Raw genomic sequence first — 17,632 nt, forward strand, 5'->3', positions numbered from 1 at the left:
TTCGGGTTGGCGTTCAGGCACCCTTGTGGACGCGGCCGTCCTTCATGACGAACCGCACGTCCTGGGTGACGGTGATGTCCCGGGTCGGGTCGCCGGGAACGGCGATGACGTCGGCGAGGTAACCCTCGGCGAGCCGGCCCAGCTCGTGGTCGCGCTCGATGAGTTCCGCGCTCGTGACGGTGGCCGCGCGCAGCGCCTGGACCGGGGTCATGCCGCGCGTCACCAGCGCGGCCAGCTCCTTGGCGTTGTCGCCGTGCGGAACGGCGGGGGCGTCGGTACCGCAGGCGATCTTGACGCCGGCCGCGACGGCGCGGGGAAGCATGGCCCTGGCCTGGGGGAACACCACGGCGGCCTTCGCCTGCAGCTCCGGCGCCGCCCTGGCGACGTCCATCGCGTCCGTCAGGTAGGTGGTGGACACCAGGAACGTGCCCGCCTCGGCCATCAGCTTCAGCGTCTCGTCGCTGGCCAGGAAACCATGCTCGACGCAGTCGATCCCGGCCTCGACGCACGCCCGCACCGCCCGGTCCCCCACCGCGTGCGCGGCCACGCGGATGTCGGCCCGGTGCGCCTCGTCGGCGATCGCGGCCAGTTCCTCGTCGGAGTACTGCTGGGAACCGGGACCGGTGCTGTGCGACATCACACCGCCCGACGCGGACACCTTGATCACCTTGGCGCCGTGGCGGATCTGGTAGCGCACGCAGTAGCGCACCTGGTCGACGCCGTTCGCGATCCCCTCGCCGACCGACAGCGGCATGATCCCCGGTGCGAGGCGCTGGAACACCGTCGGGTCCAGATGGCCGCCGTAGGGGGTGACCGCGTGCCCCGCGGGGACGATCCGCGGGCCTTCCACCCATCCCTGGTCGATGGCGCGCTGCAGCGCCACATCCAGCAGATACCCGCCCGTCTTGACCATCAGGCCGAGGTTGCGCACGGTCGTGAACCCGGCCAGCAGGGTCTTGCGGGCGTTGATGGTGGCGCGCAACGTCCGGTACGCCGGGTCGTCCTGGACGCCGTGCATCGGCAACGGCAGGCCCGTGGGGGTCTCCGGCCCGCCGATCAGGAGGTTGAGCTCCATGTCCATCAGCCCGGGCAGCAACGTCACGTCGCCCAGGTCGATCTCGGTGGCGCCGGCGGGAAGCTGGGCCGGGTTGACCGCCGCGATCCGGTTGCCCTCGATCAGGATCACCGCGGGTGACCGGACCTCGTCGGCGTCGATGTCCAGCCACCGCTCGGCCCGCAGGATGGTCGATGCGGTCGATGCGGTCGATGCGGTTGGCGTGGTCGGCGTGGTCGGCGTGGTCGGCGTGGTCACGGCGCCGGCTCCACGAAGCAGTCGAAGCTGGTGGCGCCCGTGTCCGGGACCTTCGGCTGGTGCCAGATCTCGACGGGGAACGACGCCTGGATCATCGAGTACAGCAGGTACAGGAGGTTCGTGGCGTCGTCGGGCAGCGCGTCGTACGGCAGCTTCTCCAGGTAGGACATCGCGTCCTCGAGGCGCGGGGTGATCGCGTCGTAGAAGACCTGCATCTGTTCGGTGGTGCTGGCCAGCCGGGTGCTGTACCGCTCGGGCTCGGTCGGCAGGCACCACTTCACGGCGAACGGCTCGAGGTCGGCGAACTCGGCCGGCAGTAACGCGCCTGCTCCCCCACTCACCGGGCCGCTCCCTCGTAGGTGTCGATCCAGTCGCGGACCTCGGCGTGYAGGGCGCGGCAGAGAATCTCCTGATCATTGAGCAGGAACCGGTCGACGTACCGGGTCTCCAGCATCATCTGGGTGGCCTCGAGCGTGTTCGCGTCCTGCAGCGCGAACTCCTTGAACGTCACCGCCGACATCTCCTGGGAGATCCGGTCACGGACGTTCGTCGCCGGCAGGAAGTAGACGTTGCCCTCGAAGACGTGCGTGTTGTGCGACGTCGGCCAGTAGTTGTATGTCAGGTACCAGCCCTGGCTCCAGATGAGGATCACGAAGTTCGGGAAGAGCTGGAACGAGTCCAGCCCCCACGGGTCGCACTTCGCCGAGTTGAGGCCCTTCGGCATCTCGCCGAGCTCGGCCTTGTCCCAGGGGCCGAACAGGCCGCCGCGGGTCATCGCCTCCATCGGCTTGATCATGTCGGCGCCCATCTCCCAGAAACGGACGCCGGACGTGCTCACCAGCCGGTGCGGGCGCTCGATCTGGTAGTGCGGCGCCTCGAAACCGGCCTGCACGGCGGCCTTCGAGTACTTCTCCGGCGACTGGTTCCCGTGCAGGACCGGGGCGTGGTAGAACTCCGCGAAGGCGTCCATGAAGAGCTTCCAGTTCGCCCCGACGGTGGTGCTGTACCCAAAGCGGGCCGTCATCCGCTCGAACGGGTAACYCTCCAGGTCGGTCACCATCGGCCCGAGGAACTCCCGCAGCGACTGCGACGGCTCCCGCGAGAAGTTCACGAAGATGAACCCCGCCCAGACGTCGCAGTGCACCGGCGCCAGACCCCACTGGCTCCTGTCGACGTCGAAGAACTCGCCCTCCTGCTGGATGAACGTGAGCGAGCCGTCGAGGTCGTAGCGCCAGCCGTGGTACTTGCAGGTGAACTGCCGGCAGACGCCCTGGCTCTCGTTCTTCGGGTCGTCGGTCCACATGAGCTTGTTGCCCCGGTGGCGGCACATGTTGTGGAAGGCCCGGATCTGGCCGCTCCTGTCCCGCACGACGACGATCGACGCGTGGGCGGCCTTGATGTCCTTGGTGAAGTAGCTGCCGACGCGCGGAAGCTGCTCGGCCCGGCCGACGTTCAGCCAGGCCCGCTTGAAGATGGCCTCCTTCTCACGCTCGAAGTACTCGGGCGAGATGGAGTCCTCGTAGGACACCGGGCCGGTGCCGAGCTCCGGGTAGTGCTCGGTCCAGCTGCCTTCCGGTGGTTTCGGGAAACGTGGCATGCGCTGCCTCCTTCAGGGGATCGGCGCGGCGTCGGGAACGGCACGGCTGTCTTTCGCGTCGTCCGGGTCTGGTAGGGCCGCGGGTTCCAGACCGACGCTGTTGAGCACCATGGCGAGGCACACGTAGCTGCCCACCACGAAGGTCAGCTCCAGGAGCTGGCGCTCGTCGAGGTGCGCGGCCAGGCGCGCCCAGGTGGCGTCGTCGATGACGTGGTTGTCGACGAGCTGGTCGGCGGCACGCAGCAGGTCACGGTCGCGGTCCGTCCACACGCCGGCGGTGCCGGCCGCGTCGGCACCATCAGCCACGCAGCCCGCGGCCACGGCCGCGATCTGCTCGAGCGTCAGCCCGGCGGCCTGCGCCATGCCGACGTGCTGTGCCCACTGGTAGCGGCAGCCCGTCCGATGGCCGACCCGCAGGATCAGCAGCTCGCGGTCGCGCGGATCGAGCGCGCCGTCGTCGAGCAGCGTCCCGCTGAACGCGAGCCAGGGCGCACCCACCCGGGAATGGCGGGCGAACAGGCCGAGGATCGCCGGCATCGGCGGCGCGTCCGCCTCCCCCGACAGGTAGCGGTCGGCACGGGGCAGGTTGCCGCGCAGCAGCTCGCGGTCCTCCTCAGTCCACTCCGACACCGGCAGCGGCCCCATCCGCGGGGTGAAGGCAGGTCTCACAGCACGGACCCGCCGTTGACCCCGAGTACCTGGCCCGTGATGAAACCGGCCTCCTCCGAGGCGAGGAAGGCGACCGCCGCCGCCAGGTCGTCCGGGGTCCCGAGGTGACCCAACGGGATGCCCGCGGCCATCACCTCGTTGGACGGCAGGTTTCCCGCGGCCTGGTCATGGTGCTGCATCGGGGTCTCGATCCCCGACGGCGGAACGCAGTTGACCGTGATGCCGTGGGAGGCGTAGGCACGAGCGAGCGACTTGGTCAGCGTCATCACGCCACCCTTGGCCGCCGCGTAGTGCGCCATCTGCGGCGAGCCCCGCTGGGCACTCGACGACGAGATCGTCACGATCCGGCCCCACCGGGCCGCGACCATGTCGGGCACCGCCGCCTGGCAGCAGTGGAAGGTGCCGGTGAGGTTCACCTCGACGACCCGGTTCCACTGCTCGAGCGTGATCCGCTCGAACGGCTGGAAGTCCACGAGGCCGGCGCTGGTCACCAGGATCTCCGTCGGGCCCAGCGCCGAGCGGATCTCGGCGAAGGCGGCGTCGAGCGCGGGACGGTCCGTGACGTCGACCGCGAAGCCGAGCGCCTCGCTCCCCTCGGCCTGAAGCTCCTTGACCACCCGCCGCGTGCCATGGCCGTCGAGGTCGAGCACGGCGATGCGATGGCCACGCTCGGCCAGGTGATGGCAGGTGGCCTCACCGATACCCGACGCTCCGCCGGTGACCACGGYCACGCGCGGTTGTCGCGCCCTGCTACGCGGCATCGTTCTGTCCTTCCTCACTCGAAGACGACTTCGATGACGGGATGACCGGCACCGCCTGGCACGTGAGCAMCCAGCCCTCGTCGACCTCCTCCGGCGTCAGCGCCTCGCGGACGCGCATCACTACCCTTCGCCGCCGGCACATGCTCGGACATCAGTGTTCTTCGATCGACTAACACCGTTCTTCACATGACTAACATGGAGCGTGGCCCGGGGCAAGAGCCGCGCTGGGGCCAGCAGGGGCGACACTGGGACTGGCGAGAGGCACCGGTAGCAGCGGAAACAGCGAGCACAGCGGGAGGACGTACATGACGCGGGCACGGCGGAGCGCCGTCGACGACTCGGTCACGCGCACGGCGCTCCTCGACGCCACCGAGGCCCTGATGCTCGAGGAGGGCTACGCCGCCGTCACCACCCGCCGGCTGGCGACCAGGGCGGGCGTCAACAACGGGCTCGTCTACTACTACTTCGGCACGATGGACGGCCTGTTCATCGAGCTGTTCCGCCGCGGCGCCGAGCGCAGCCTGGACCGGCTGAGAGCGGCGCTGCGCTCCCCGCAGCCGCTGTGGGCCCTCTGGGAACTGGTCCAGGAGTCCTCGAACAACGCGCGCACGATGGAGTTCACCGCGCTGGCCAACCACCGCAAGGCGATCCGCGCCGAGATCGCCTCCTACTCGAGGACATTCCGGCGGCTGCAGCTGGAGACCCTCTCGGACGTGCTCAAGGGCTACGGCGTCGACTCCGACCGCTGGCCGCCCGCCTCGCTGATCCTCGCCATGGCCTCGATCTCCCGGTTCCTCCACATCGAGGAGGCCTTCGACATCGACATCGGCCACCGCGAGCTGATCGCCGTCGTCGAGCGTGAGATCCGCGCCCTCGAAGGGGATCGCCGCCCGGCCGACGACGAGGCCGTCGACACCGTCGCCGGCCGCCGCGCCAGCTGAGGCCCCGATCGCCACGATCGCCGCGATCAGCCCGTTGGCATGATCGTCGATGGCGCTCTCCAGTGGTTGCGCAACCGCGGCGGCTACGACCACCTGAGGGCCGAAATCTCGATCATGCCCGCGACCGAACGGGGCCAACGTCGCCAGAGGTGGCATCGGCCGGCCGCCGCGGTCACTGGATCGGCTCGTCCCCGAAGACCGTCGTGCGGAGCATCTCGCGCGGTGAGGACGCGTCATACGGCGCCGCCCGGTGCACGACACCGGTGTTGTCCCAGATGACGGTGTCCCCCACCGACCATGCGTGGCGGTAGGTGAGCCCGGACGCGGTCGTGTGGTCTCGCAGCTCCCCCAGCAGCGCTCGCCCCTCGTCGAGGTCCATGCCGACGACGTGGCTGGCGTGGGCGCCGATGACCAGCGACCTGCGGCCGGTGCGATGCGTCCAGACCAGGGGGTGCGTCGAGGTCGGCCGGGCGCGCCACTTCTCGAGCTGTTGCGGGGTCGGGTCCGGGTAGACCATGCGCTGGGACGCCTCGAAGGTGTGCACCACCCGCAGTGAGGCGAACTGTTCCTTCGCCACGTCGGACAGCGCGTCGTAGCCGGYGTAGGTACTGGCGAACTCCGTCTCCCCGCCGTTCGCCGCCACCTGCCTGGCGCTGAGAACGGTCGCCTTCTGCGGCGGCTCTCCGTGCAGCGGCGTGCACCCGTCCATATGCCAGACGAACGTGCCCTTGAGGTAGCCCGCCGAGGAGTTCTTCGACGGGTCCAGGCTCACCCGGTAGATACCCGCGACCGGGTGGTGCCCCGGCTCGAAGTCGATCTCACCGAGCCGGCGGCAGAACGCGACCTGGTTGTCCGGGTCGAGGTGCAGGCCGCGGAAGACCAGAACACCGAACTGTTCGAGCGCGTCGAGGATCGTTCCCGCCGCGGTGTCGTCCTTGGCGAGCTGCTCGGCGTCGACGCCGCTCACCTCCGCGCCGACGGTGGCGGCCAGCGGCTCACAGGTGATGGTCGTCGTCACGGGGTCGGCTCCAGGTAGCGGTCGAAGTACGCGGTGCCGGCGTCGATGACCCTGGGCTGGTGCCAGACCTCGACCGGCAGCGAGACCATGACGAACGAGTAGACGAGGTGGAGCAGGTTCTCCGCCCGCTCGGGCAGCTCGTCCAGCGGGAACCGGTCGAGATATGTCATGGCGTCCCGCACCCGCGGGAACGCGGCGTCATAGAACGCCTGCATGTCCGTCATCGTGCTGTTCAGCCGCGCGGTGTACCTGGCCGGCTCACCGGGAATGCACCACCTGGCGGCGAAGGGCTCAAGGTCGGCGAACTCCTCCGGGAGTAACGAGTCGGTCATGCCCGGACCCCCTTTCCGTCTCGAAGATAGGACTGGACCCAGTCACCGGTGACCTTGTGCAGGTGCCGGACGGTGATCTCCTGGTCGGACAGCGGGTATTTGTCGATGACCCTGGACTCCAGGCCCATCTGGGTGCCGTCGAGCGTGCCGGCGTCCTGGAGGCCGGCCTCCTTGGAGATGACGGCGGTGACCTCGTGACGAATCCGCTCGCTGKCCGTCCGGGACCGCGGGAAGTAGTACGACATCTCCCACGCGTGCGTGTTGGGACCGGTCGGCCAGTAGTGGTAGGTGAGGTACCAGCCGCGTTCGTAGATCAGGATCACGAAGTTGGGGAAGATCTGGAAGTTCGAGATCGACCAGGGGTCCAGCCCGCCCGGGTTGAGCCCCGCCGGCAGGTTGGCCGGGTCCAGCGCGGGAATGTCCGGGCGCTGCCAGGGGCCCATCAGGCCGGCCTCGGTGAGCGGCTCGATCGGGTACATCTGGTCGTGCGGCAGCAGGTGCCGCGGCACGCCCTTCCAGCCGCCGGTGCTGATCATCCGGTGCGGGCCGTCGATCTGGTAGTGCGGCGCCTTGAAGCCGGACTCGAAGCTGCGCAGGCTCGGCACCTGTTGCTGCGAGTGCAGGATCGACGCGTGGTAGTACTCCTGGAACGCGTCCAGGTAGATCTTCCAGTTGCTGTTGAGATCGGCCTTGAACGCGTACCGCTCGGTGACGAGATCGAACGGGTAGCCCTCCAGGCCGCGCACCATCGGCCCGAGGAAGTCCAGCAGGGTCTGGCTGGGCTCGTCGGACAGGTTGACGAAGATGAACCCTTCCCAGACCTCGCAGTGGACCGACACGAGCGGGAAGTCGGCCTTGTCGAAGTCGAAGAACTCCTCCTGCTGGAGAACGAAGTTCAGCTCACCGTCCAGTCCGTACCGCCAGCCGTGGTACTTGCACATGAACTGGCGGCAGACACCGCTGGTCTCCCCCTTCGGCGTCCCCTCCCACAGAAGCTTGTTCCCGCGGTGGCGGCATACGTTGTGGAAGGCGCGGACCCGGCCGTCCAGGTCGCGCGCGACGATGACCGACGTCTTCGCGACCGCGAGGTCCCTGGTGAGGAAGCTCCCCTTGCGCGGGAGCTGCTCGACCCGGCCGACGTTCAGCCACGCCCGCCGGAAGATCGCCTCACGCTCCAGCTCGTAGAACTCGGGCGAGATCGAGTCCTCGTACGACACGAGGCCGGTGCCCAGCCCCGGGTAGCGCTGCGTCCAGCTGGCCTCCGCCGGCTTGGTGGCACGTGCCATGGCCCAGTCCTCCGTTGAGGTCGCTCACGATCACCGGTCGAGGGCTTTCTACGACTGACTAACGTTCTCCAAGTGACTAACATAGGCTCGGCGCAAGCCGCAAGGCCCCGAGCCAGGGAGCGCTCATGCAGGAGCACGGACAGCTGTTCATCGGCGGCGAATGGGTCACCCCGAGCACCGGCGCACGCATCGAGGTGATCTCCCCACACAGCGAGAAGCCGATCGGAAGTGTCGCGGCGGCAGGCACCGCGGACGTCGACCGTGCCGTCGCCGCCGCGCGCCAGGCCTTCGACGAGGGGCCGTGGCCGCGCACCGACCCGGCCGAGCGCGTCGAGACGATCCGCCGGCTGGCCGCGCTCTACGGCGCCCGCCGCGACGAGCTGGCCCAGATCATCACCGCCCAGCTGGGCGCCCCGATCTCCTTCGCCCGACGCGCCCAGGTCGCCCTGCCGTTCTCGATGATCGGCGCGTTCACCGACATCGCCGCCACCTACCCCTGGCAGGAGAACCGCCCCGGCGTCTACGGGCAGGACGTCGTCCTGCGCCGCGAGCCCGTCGGCGTCGTCGCCGCGATCGTCCCCTGGAACATGCCGCAGTTCCTGACCGTCACCAAGGTGATCCCCGCGCTGCTCGCCGGCTGCGCGGTCATCCTCAAGCCGGCACCCGAGTCACCGCTGGACGCCCTGTTCCTCGCCGACCTGTTCGCCGAGGCCGGCCTGCCCCCCGGTGTCGTGAGCGTCCTGCCCGCCGACCGGGACGTGAGCGCCCACCTCGTCGGCCACCCCGGCATCGACAAGGTCTCCTTCACCGGCTCGACCGCCGCCGGCCGGCAGGTCGCCGCCGCCTGCGCCGCCAACCTCACCCAGGTCAGCCTCGAGCTCGGCGGAAAGTCGGCCGCGATCGCCCTGGCCGACGCCGACCCCGCCACCGTCGCGAAGGCCGTCCGCTTCTCCGGCATGGGCATGGCCGGCCAGATCTGCAACGCTCTCACCCGCGTGCTGGCCCCCGCCAGCCGCCTCGACGACTATGCCGACGCCCTCGCCGCGGAACTCTCCACCATCAGAATCGGCGACCCGTCCGACCCGGACACGCAGATGGGCCCGCTGGTGACCAGGCGCCAGCGGGAACGGGTACGCGGCCACATCGACACCGGCGTGCGCGAAGGCGCCCGACTCGCCACCGGCGGCAGCGCCCCACCCGCCGGCCTCGACACCGGCTGGTACGTCCAGCCCACCGTCTTCAGCGACGTCACCCCCGCCATGGCCATCGCCCGCGAGGAGATCTTCGGCCCGGTGATCGTCGTCCTCCCCTACCGCGACGAACACGAGGCGATCCGGATCGCCAACGACACCGAATACGGCCTCGCCGGCTCCGTCTTCACCACCGACACCGCCCGCGGGCTCCGCATCGCCAGCCAGGTCCGCTCCGGGACCTTCGGCGTGAACCAGGGCTACTCCATGGACCCGGCGGCACCGTTCGGCGGAGTGAAGGCCAGCGGCTACGGCCGCGAACTCGGCCGCGAGGGCCTCGAAAGCTACCTCGACCTCAAGTCCATCTCCATCGCCGCCGACGTCGTGGGCTGATTCCCTGCGTCCGCGGACCCGGGGAGAGACGATGGACGTCGAGCACCAGTGAATTCGTGAGCCGCGCGGAGGGAGCAGATCACCATGGACGTCGCGGGTTCCTCGAGAGGCGCTCGGCGCGCCGAGCGCCTGGCGCAGGCCCGCCGCCTGGCCGGCCAGGCCCGGCAGGACCGGACCGTGCCCTGGTACCTCGCGTTCGTCTGCACCGCCGTCGGTGCCGGCGCGTCGTTCAACGCGTTCGGCGGCACGATCGGTTTCCTGTACGCCCTCGGACTGTCCGCCGCGTTCGCCGCGCTGTCCTGGGGGACGCTGCGGCTGGTCCCGGCCATGATGGCGGACCTCAGCGAGGAAGGGCAGGGCACGGCGAGGACGTGGTTCACGCTGCTGCGGGCACCGGTCACCGCCCGGGGCTTCCTCGTCCTGGCCGCCGCCGTCCCGGTCACCGTCGCGCTGCTGAAGACGGTCGGGTTCTTCTTCTTCGGCGGGGTGGCGCTGGTGCTCGTCTTCACGGGCCTGGCCCTGGCCGCCGCCTGGGCCCTCAACCGCCCCTGACGACCTCACCGGACGCCGGCAACATCGGCCCCCCATGCGTGATCGCGGATGGTGCCCTCGGGGGCCGGTCGTAGACAGGGCGAGATCGCAACCCCGAGAGGGCAGAAACCCCGATCATGTTCGAGGCCGAGTCGGGGCGCACCTCGGCGGGCCCGCGGTAGGTCCATCCGCAATACCATCGCGGTGACGACATCGAGGTCCGTCTGTCCGGTCACCGCGGACCACCGGAGCTTCCGGACCGGGTGCGCGGGGTCGGTCGTGTCCCACAACTCGCAGGTCCGCTCGCCGGTCACCGCGAGCACGGGACCGGAGGGACTGAACGCCAGCGCCGTGGTCGTTCCGTGGGCGGGCAAGGTAGCCGTCAGCCGCGGCCGGCGACGGTCGGTGACCGCCCACAGCTCTACCTGCCCCGCGCTGTCGGCGGTAGCGATCGTGCGACCGTCGCGGCTGAAGGCCACGATCGAGAAATCCGTTCCGTCGGCCGCCGTGAGGACTCCCGCGATCGCGGGACGGGACTGGTCGGAAATGTCGAGCAGTCGGATCGTCCGGTCTCGGCCGACCGTGACGGCGAGCGTGCGGCCGTCCGGGCTGAACGCCATCGAGTCGACGGTGTCGACGTCGGTGACCAGCGCGCTGACCGGCGTCGGGTGGTCCGGTCGGCTGACGTCGTACAGGTACACCGTCCGGTCCGGTCCGGCCGCGGCCAGCAGATGCCCCACCGGGCTGAAGACCGCCGGCGCGCGGGCGCCGAGCCGCAGTTCGGACGCGAGTGTCGGGCGGCCCTGGTCCGGGACTCGCCAGATACGCGCCACCGTCCCGCCGCGGTCGGCCGCGACCACCGTCCCCCCGTCCGCGCTCGAGGAGATGGAACCCACCGACGCGCCGAGCCCGCCGGGCAGGGGCGTCGGATACGCGGCCGCCGCGCCGCTCCACAGCGCGCCGCGCGCTTCAGCGGTCGGTGCCAGCGTGTAGGCGGCCAAGCCAAGACGCAGGGCGAGGGCGGGATCCCCGGCACGGATCAGATCCGACTGCCGGGCGGCCTCGGCGGAGGCGATCCGGGCATCGCCGCCTTCGTCACCGACGGACTTCCCGACCAGGCCGACGGTGGCGGTCGCCGCGAACACGACCAGCAGGGTCAGCGCCGCCAGGACCCAGTAGAGGCGGCGAGGGGCCCGTGCTCCAGCCGGTGCTCGCCTGGCACCGGCGCGATCATCACTGTTCCCGTCATCATTGTTCCCGTCATTGCCGTTCGCCTGTCCTTTGTCGTTCCGGTGCTCCTCGTCGTTCCGGACGTCGAGGGGAGGCCACAGCGCGAGCGCCGCGTCCTGAGCCGCGGGCCCGGCGTCTGTGCGCGCGGCGGATGGCCGCGGTCCGCCGCGACCAGCGGGACCGCCCTGCGTGACCAGGGCGGCGGGCGCCGCGGCGGGGGCGACTGGGGCGGCAGGCGCCGGCTGGTCGACGCTCTCGAGGTCGCCCGGCTCCGCCGCCAGCCCGTGCGCCCTCCGGTGCGCGGCTTCCCACCGTCGCCGCCACACGGCGACGTCGCCGTCCAACGCCCGGACGAACCCCTCCGTCACCTCCCACGTCGGCAGCCGATCGCCCCGGGCGGCCGTCGCCAGCGCGGACACGCCCCAGTGCACGCGCCGGGCCATCTCCGCGAACGACGGCGCGCCGGCATCCTCGCGTAGCTCTCGCAGCTGCGCGGTAAAGCTCTGCGCCGGCCCCGCCGTCGGATCGAGGGCGCGCAGCTTGCGGCCCCGTCGCCGCGACGGCTCCGTACTCCGAGTCTCGCTCAGGGGACGTCTCCCGACGCCCGCGTACCGGCCAGAACCAGCTCCGCCAAGAGTCTCATAGCGGCCTAAATCCTACCTAAGGCCGCGATAGGGAGCCAACCTGCGCGGGCTCGTCGACTCATCCCCGCAGGCCAGCGAATTGTGCACGAGACGCGCTCTATGCGGAGCTTGTCGGCCAGGACCACAGGGGGACATAGTCGGCCACTGTCAGTCGGCGCCGAGACTTCATCGGAGCCTCACCCATCGCCCTCCCCAAGGAGAGAACATGCGTCCCAGGAGCCTGGGAGCGGCCGCCGCCGTCGGTGCGTGCGGCAGCGCGGCCCTCTCGATGCTGAATCCGACCTCAGCGCTTGCGAACACCCAGCCAAATGATTCAGGTCCGCTCGGCACGACATCGTGTCATCTGTACGTGGGGCCACCAAACAAAATCCCCACGGATCACTTTGACTGGGAGGGTTATGTGACCCTCGGCTGTACATCGGGAAATGGTCAGTTTGACGTCGCGGCTTCGATCGTAAAACGGGCCAGCAATGGCAGCTTGAGTACACTTTCCAGCACCGTCCTGCATCTGAACACCGCCTCCGGTCCCGGCAACACCCCAAGTGACTTCGTCTCATGGAACGGCAACTGCGGCACCTACCACGGGAATTTCGATATCAAGACCCTGGCCACGCCTACGACCAATACCAGCGTCGGCGCATATTCCACCCCCTGGGTGCCGATTACCTGCTGACCCCAGGGCGCCCGAGCGCTGGCAGATCTGTTCGGGTCGAGCGGGCTGTGGATCATCGGACATCGGACAGGTGATCTCGCGGCGGCCACAGCCCGCCCGACCCGGCCCGCATCGCCGGGCTCGCGGTGGCTAACGGTGGCCGCTGGATCGTGCGCGGCGGATGGTCGTGTGCCCGGTCGGGGTCTCTCCGGGGCATACCGCCTTGGCACGTACGAGCAGGATCCGCAGCAGCGCGAGCAGGGTCAGTTCGACCGCGGCCGGCCCGCCGTCGCCGGCTGACCTGCCCCGACGCCATGGCGGCCGCCTGCCCCGCGTCGACATCGGCGCAGAACAACTCGTGGAAGTCAGCGACCTGTTCGGTCACCGTCAGCGCCTGGCTCTAGGCCTGTTCTCGCGCTCCTGGTCAGCGCGGTGCGGCGCGGCGTGGCTGAGGACCACGCCCTCGTGCTGTGATCGCGCGCTTCAAAAACGCTGGCGCGCATCCCGGGCCCGAGTCAGCATGGCGCGATGCGGGTGCAGGACGTGACGGAGATCGTCTCTGGCCTCCGGGAGGAGGGCATCACGATCTGGGTGGACGGCGGTTGGTGCGTGGACGCGCTGGTGGGACGACAGACCCGCCTCCACGCGGACCTCGACATCGCGATAGCCCGAGCGGACGAGGAACGGCTGCGCGCATGGTTCAAGGCGGGCGGCTACGTCGAGATACCCCGCCCGGGCGCAACGCCGGCGAACTTCGTACTCGGCGACGCGTCCGGCCGACAGGTCGACGTTCACGTCTTCGAGTTCGCCGAGGACGGCAGTCTCCGCTACGGCATCGCCTACCCGAAGGAGTCACTGACCGGACAGGCCACGCTGGGCGATGTTCCGGTCCGCTGCATCGCCGCGGAGTGGATGTTTCGCTTCAAGACGGCCTACCCGCCCGCTCCGAAAGACCTCGCCGACGACGTACGTGCGCTGCACGAGGAGTTCGGCTTCGCGATTCCCCCAAGCCACGCAGGCTGAATTGACCGACGCGCGCACGCCCGTAGACCCGGGTCTGGCGCCGTGGTAACCGGCGGACTGCGCCCGAGCTGTGTGGCGTGTGCAACGCGGGCGCGGACCAAGGGTCGGCCCGGTTGCCAAAAGATGCTGGTGAGACGCCTAGTCGTGCGTCAGCCCGATCGGTACCACCCCTTGGTTGCACACGTGCGAGCCAGGCTCCCCCGGCCCACGTGGGTGGTCTCTGTCAGTCCTTCGGCCAGTTCCAGGCCGGCACCTCGCGGATGGGGTGCAGATCGGCGTCGGTGACGGCGTGGGAGTTCTGCTGAGCGACGTGGGCTCCGAATTCGACATGCTCGCGGAACGCCCGCCGGAACGGCGCGTCGTCTGGCATCCCGACCTCGTCCAGCGCCTCGAGATATGCGGCGACGAACCTGTCCCGTTGCTCGTCGCTGATCTTCAGGCCGCGGTGCACGTCGATGAGGTACTGGAAGCCAAGCTGCCTGGTGAAACGGTCAGGCCCTCCGAACGACTCGGCGGTGAACCACGTCAGGTGATCGACATGGGTCGGCACCCGCTCGGTGAACAGTGTCCGCAGCGCCGGGTCGGCCAGTGCCTTCGCGTAGAACGCCTCTTCAAGTCGGTGCAGGCCCTCGTCCCCGCCCGCGTGCTCGTACAACGGCTCTGTCACAGGACGCCTCCCGGCCGTCGTTGCGGACAACCCCCTACGACGACCATAGAGCGCGTTCGCCCGGCATCGCGCGCGGCGGCGGGCGTACCGCGCCCGAGCCGTGCGACATGCGCAACACGGGTGCGGACCAAGGGTCGGCCCGACTACCTAGAGACGCTGGTGAGACGCCTGATCTACGCCGGCACGATGGGTAACCACCCCCGGGCTGCACATAGGGTGCTTCCGCGTAGACCTGTCGCTCCTCGAAACCAGGTCAGTACCTTGACTCGCGTGGAGTACGCCTCCGTATCTGCCTGGCTGCCCGCCATCCTGGCCGACTTCGCCGGCACGCCCGCGGCGGGCTGGGAGGTACGACTGATCGACTTCGACCCGGCGCGGCCCGGCGATGTCATGGCTGCGCGACGTCGCGGATACGCCCGAYGACCCGATATGATCCATTCTGCGATTCCGTCGCCGGACTGTGGCGGAGGCGGCCACACAGGGCGAGCACACATGTAGCCGCGCCGGCCGCCGCGCACCGGACCGGTCCGGTCCGGTCCGGCAACTGTCCTACAGACTGCTCGTGTTCGGAGGAGGAGCCCCGTGAGCAGCCGGGTCGAGACGTTGGAGTTCCAGGCCGAGGCGCGCCAGCTTCTGCAGCTGATGGTCCATTCGATCTATTCGGACAAGGACATCTTCCTGCGGGAGCTGATCTCCAACGCCTCCGATGCGCTGGACAAGCTGCGTATCGCATCGCTGGTCGACGACCGCCTGCGGGTCGACACCACCGACCTGCGCATCGAGATCGAGGCCGACCGGGAGCAGCGCACGCTGACGGTGCGAGACAACGGCATCGGGATGTCCCGCGACGAGGTCGTCGGGCTCATCGGCACCATCGCCAAGTCCGGCACGGCAGAACTGCTTCGCAAACTGAGGGAGTCCCAGGACGCCGCGGCGTCCTCCGACCTCATCGGGCAGTTCGGCGTCGGCTTCTACTCCACCTTCATGGTCGCCGACCGGGTCACCCTGCTCACCGGGCGGGCCGGCGAGAGCGGGGGCACCCGGTGGGAGTCCGACGGCGAGGGCACCTACGTCATCGAGGCGGTCGACGACGCGCCCCGGGGCACCGCGGTCACCGTCCACCTGAAGCCCGAGGACAGCGAGGACCGCCTCTTCGACTACACCAGCGAGGCGAAGATCCGGGAGATCGTCAAGCGGTACTCCGACTTCATCGCCTGGCCCATCCGGCTGGTCCCGGCGCCCGGCGAGAAAAGCGAGAACGCGGCCGGCGATGAGGCTGGGGCGGCCGGCGAGGGCGACGAGAAAGCCGACGAGAAGCCGCTGAACTCGATGAAGGCGCTGTGGGCCCGGCCGTCCAGCGAGGTCGACGCGGCCGAGTACAACGAGTTCTACCGGCACCTCAGCCACGACTGGACCGACCCGCTCGAGGTCATCCACATGAAGGGCGAGGGGACCTTCGAGTACGAGGCCCTGCTGTTCATCCCGGCACGCGCGCCGTTCGACCTGCACACCCGGGACGCCCGGCGAGGTGTGCAGCTGTACGTGAAGCGCGTCTTCATCATGGACGACTGCGCCGAGCTGCTGCCGAACTACCTGCGTTTCGTCCGGGGYGTCGTCGACGCGCATGACCTGTCGCTCAACATCTCCCGGGAGATCCTCCAGCAGGACCGACGGATCCAGCTGGTGCGCCGCCGGCTGGTCAAGAAGGTGCTGGCCTCGGTCAGGGCCCTGCAGGAGAACGACGCCGAGCGCTACCGCGCCTTCTGGAAGGAGTTCGGCGCCGCCGTCAAGGAGGGCCTCGTCGAGGACGGCGACAACGAGGAGGCGATCCTCGAGATCCTCTCAGTGGGCTCGACGCGGGACGCCGAGCAGGCGACCACGCTGCGCGAGTACGTCGAGCGGATGAAGGACGGCCAGAACGAGATCTACTACCTGACCGGCGACTCCCGGGCGATGATCGAGAACTCGCCGCACATGGAGGCGTTCCAGGCCAGGGGCTACGAGGTCCTGATCCTGACCGACCCGGTCGACGAGGTGTGGGTCGAACGGGTGGCGCAGTTCGACGGGAAACCGCTGAAGTCCATTGCCAAGGGCCAGGTCGACCTCGACACGGACGACGAGAGGAAGAGCAGCGAGCCCGAGCGGGAACAGCAGCTCAAGGACTTCGCCGCGCTGCTGCCGTGGCTCGCGGTCAAGCTTCAGGACGACGTGAAGGAGGTCCGCCTCTCCACCCGCCTCACCACCTCGCCGGCCTGCCTCGTGGGCGACACGTTCGACCTGACCCCGGCCCTGGAGAAGATGTACCGCGCGATGGGGCAGAACGTGCCACACTCCCGGCGCATCCTGGAGCTCAACCCCACCCACCCGCTGGTCGTCGGGCTGCGCAAGGCACACGAGCAGGACGCCGACTCCGGCGCCCTCGCGGAGACGGCGGATCTGCTGTACGGCATGGCACTGCTCGCCGAGGGCGGGGAACTCCGCGACCCGGCCCGTTTTACCCGTCTCCTCGCCGACCGCCTGGCCAGCGCACTCTGACCTGGCTTCGGTCGGCCTGGCCAGGGCCGGCCGGGACGCGTACGGACCGGGCCCGGGATTCTCGGCCGGTTCCCGCGCCGGTGGGCGCGCTCGAGAAGAGCGCCCACCGGGCCCGGCCCGATCGGACATGTCAGCTGTGGCAGGATGCCCCGGAACAGATGACCAGAGTGGCCAGCCGTGCGTCCAGCCTGGCGACTACCGCGCCGCGGCCTCGAGAGGGCCTCTCCTGTCCGAATGATCTGGATGCGCAGCTCGACTTTGATACGCCTTTGAAGGAGTCGACCGGGGCGGCGGCTGTTGGGTGAGCCGGGGTAGTCCGGCTATATTGAGCCAACGCCGCGGTCACGCTAGTACTACAGGAACAGTGATCTTTTCGTGGTGTCGGCTGGGTCAGGTCAGCGTGGCGGCTGGCTGTGCGGCGCGGATGCGTCGGAGGAAGTGGTAGTGGCGGGCGGTCGCCTGGTGGTGCCGGCGCCAGTTCGACCACCAGGCGATGACCGTTCCCGGTCGCTTTCCCTCACGTAGTAGCGCGATGAGATGACGGATCTCGTTGAGGCTGAACGGGATCATCGTGTTCCTGCCCGGGACMGCCTGCCGCGTGATAGGAATTCCGCCGTCCAGACGCTGGTATCCGACCGCGGCCGTCGTTCCTGGTTCGGATGGGTAATGGCTGGCGCGGCTTTTCGCCGCGGTGACAGCGAGCCAGGCGTGGGCGAGCATCGCGAGGGTGATGTGCCGGTACCAGGCGTGATAGAGCCGGACCTGGTAGTGGTCGAGGCCGACCTCGTTCTTTCCCGACTGGAAACATTCCTCTATACCCCACCGGCGGCCGGCGACGGTAACCAGGGTCG

16 protein-coding genes and 1 pseudogene are annotated in these 17,632 nt (G+C 69.4%); 6 read left to right on the top strand and 11 right to left on the bottom strand.

The window, feature by feature from the left end; translation table 11 throughout:
* Positions 1-13: 13 nt before the first annotated feature.
* The 5 genes from BL253_RS34935 to BL253_RS34955 form a co-directional block, all read right to left on the bottom strand.
* Entirely contained in the window at positions 14-1,222 is a 1,209-nt protein-coding gene (locus tag BL253_RS34935; protein ID WP_476644136.1) for a metal-dependent hydrolase family protein, read from the bottom strand.
* An 86-nt stretch (positions 1,223-1,308) separates the two neighbouring features.
* Positions 1,309-1,653 (bottom strand): hypothetical protein, encoded by a 345-nt coding sequence (locus BL253_RS34940; protein ID WP_076821992.1) that lies wholly within the window; start codon positions 1,651-1,653, stop codon positions 1,309-1,311.
* A complete protein-coding gene (locus tag BL253_RS34945) occupies positions 1,650-2,909 on the bottom strand; it encodes an aromatic ring-hydroxylating oxygenase subunit alpha (protein ID WP_076821994.1) in 1,260 nt (419 codons plus the stop codon). Before BL253_RS34945 ends, BL253_RS34940 begins: the two co-directional genes overlap by 4 nt.
* A gap of 12 nt (positions 2,910-2,921) precedes the next feature.
* Positions 2,922-3,578: a carboxymuconolactone decarboxylase family protein gene (locus BL253_RS34950; protein ID WP_096336158.1), complete on the bottom strand. Its 657-nt coding sequence runs from the start codon at positions 3,576-3,578 to the stop codon at positions 2,922-2,924.
* On the bottom strand, positions 3,575-4,339 hold the full coding sequence (locus tag BL253_RS34955; protein ID WP_076821997.1) for an SDR family NAD(P)-dependent oxidoreductase: 765 nt from the start codon (positions 4,337-4,339) through the stop codon (positions 3,575-3,577). Before BL253_RS34955 ends, BL253_RS34950 begins: the two co-directional genes overlap by 4 nt.
* A gap of 305 nt (positions 4,340-4,644) precedes the next feature.
* On the opposite strand from BL253_RS34955, the gene BL253_RS34960 reads away from it, so the two are divergent.
* The gene (locus BL253_RS34960; RefSeq protein WP_076821999.1) at positions 4,645-5,280 is read left to right on the top strand and encodes a TetR/AcrR family transcriptional regulator; all 636 of its coding nucleotides are present in this window, start codon (positions 4,645-4,647) and stop codon (positions 5,278-5,280) included.
* A gap of 172 nt (positions 5,281-5,452) precedes the next feature.
* Here BL253_RS34960 and BL253_RS34965 read toward each other — a convergent pair whose 3' ends face one another.
* The 3 genes from BL253_RS34965 to BL253_RS34975 are packed head-to-tail and all read right to left on the bottom strand — an operon-like array spanning position 5,453 to position 7,916.
* On the bottom strand, positions 5,453-6,298 hold the full coding sequence (locus tag BL253_RS34965; RefSeq protein ID WP_076822000.1) for a TauD/TfdA dioxygenase family protein: 846 nt from the start codon (positions 6,296-6,298) through the stop codon (positions 5,453-5,455).
* Positions 6,295-6,630, bottom strand: coding sequence for a hypothetical protein (locus BL253_RS34970; protein WP_076822002.1), 336 nt, complete (start codon positions 6,628-6,630; stop codon positions 6,295-6,297). Before BL253_RS34970 ends, BL253_RS34965 begins: the two co-directional genes overlap by 4 nt.
* Positions 6,627-7,916, bottom strand: a complete 1,290-nt coding sequence (locus BL253_RS34975; RefSeq protein WP_076822004.1) for an aromatic ring-hydroxylating oxygenase subunit alpha — start codon at positions 7,914-7,916, stop codon at positions 6,627-6,629. The genes BL253_RS34970 and BL253_RS34975 overlap by 4 nt, the downstream gene beginning before the upstream one ends.
* A gap of 125 nt (positions 7,917-8,041) precedes the next feature.
* On the opposite strand from BL253_RS34975, the gene BL253_RS34980 reads away from it, so the two are divergent.
* Together BL253_RS34980 and BL253_RS34985 are read left to right on the top strand one after the other, a co-directional pair.
* Positions 8,042-9,499: an aldehyde dehydrogenase gene (locus BL253_RS34980; protein WP_076822006.1), complete on the top strand. Its 1,458-nt coding sequence runs from the start codon at positions 8,042-8,044 to the stop codon at positions 9,497-9,499.
* A gap of 84 nt (positions 9,500-9,583) precedes the next feature.
* Positions 9,584-10,051, top strand: a complete 468-nt coding sequence (locus tag BL253_RS34985) for a hypothetical protein (protein WP_076822008.1) — start codon at positions 9,584-9,586, stop codon at positions 10,049-10,051.
* A gap of 5 nt (positions 10,052-10,056) precedes the next feature.
* Here BL253_RS34985 and BL253_RS34990 read toward each other — a convergent pair whose 3' ends face one another.
* Entirely contained in the window at positions 10,057-11,847 is a 1,791-nt protein-coding gene (locus BL253_RS34990; protein WP_476644137.1) for a helix-turn-helix domain-containing protein, read from the bottom strand.
* A gap of 262 nt (positions 11,848-12,109) precedes the next feature.
* On the opposite strand from BL253_RS34990, the gene BL253_RS42000 reads away from it, so the two are divergent.
* Together BL253_RS42000 and BL253_RS34995 are read left to right on the top strand one after the other, a co-directional pair.
* A complete protein-coding gene (locus BL253_RS42000; protein WP_131831655.1) occupies positions 12,110-12,577 on the top strand; it encodes a hypothetical protein in 468 nt (155 codons plus the stop codon).
* 507 nt (positions 12,578-13,084) lie between these two features.
* On the top strand, positions 13,085-13,579 hold the full coding sequence (locus BL253_RS34995; protein WP_076822012.1) for a nucleotidyltransferase domain-containing protein: 495 nt from the start codon (positions 13,085-13,087) through the stop codon (positions 13,577-13,579).
* Between the two features lie 223 nt (positions 13,580-13,802).
* Here BL253_RS34995 and BL253_RS35000 read toward each other — a convergent pair whose 3' ends face one another.
* Positions 13,803-14,246, bottom strand: a complete 444-nt coding sequence (locus BL253_RS35000) for a group II truncated hemoglobin (RefSeq protein ID WP_076822013.1) — start codon at positions 14,244-14,246, stop codon at positions 13,803-13,805.
* Positions 14,247-14,828: 582 nt separating this feature from the next.
* Between BL253_RS35000 and htpG the strand changes: the two genes are divergently transcribed.
* Positions 14,829-16,781 carry a molecular chaperone HtpG gene (htpG, locus tag BL253_RS35005; RefSeq protein WP_076822015.1) on the top strand — a complete coding sequence of 651 codons (1,953 nt, stop codon included), beginning with the start codon at positions 14,829-14,831 and terminating at the stop codon, positions 16,779-16,781.
* 390 nt (positions 16,782-17,171) lie between these two features.
* On the opposite strand, the pseudogene BL253_RS35010 reads toward htpG, so the two are convergent.
* Positions 17,172-17,632 (bottom strand): annotated as a pseudogene (locus tag BL253_RS35010) (IS701 family transposase); the annotation flags it as partial.

Origin of the sequence: Pseudofrankia asymbiotica, from assembly GCF_001983105.1 — a bacterium.
Classification (GTDB): Bacteria; Actinomycetota; Actinomycetes; order Frankiales; family Frankiaceae; genus Pseudofrankia; species Pseudofrankia asymbiotica.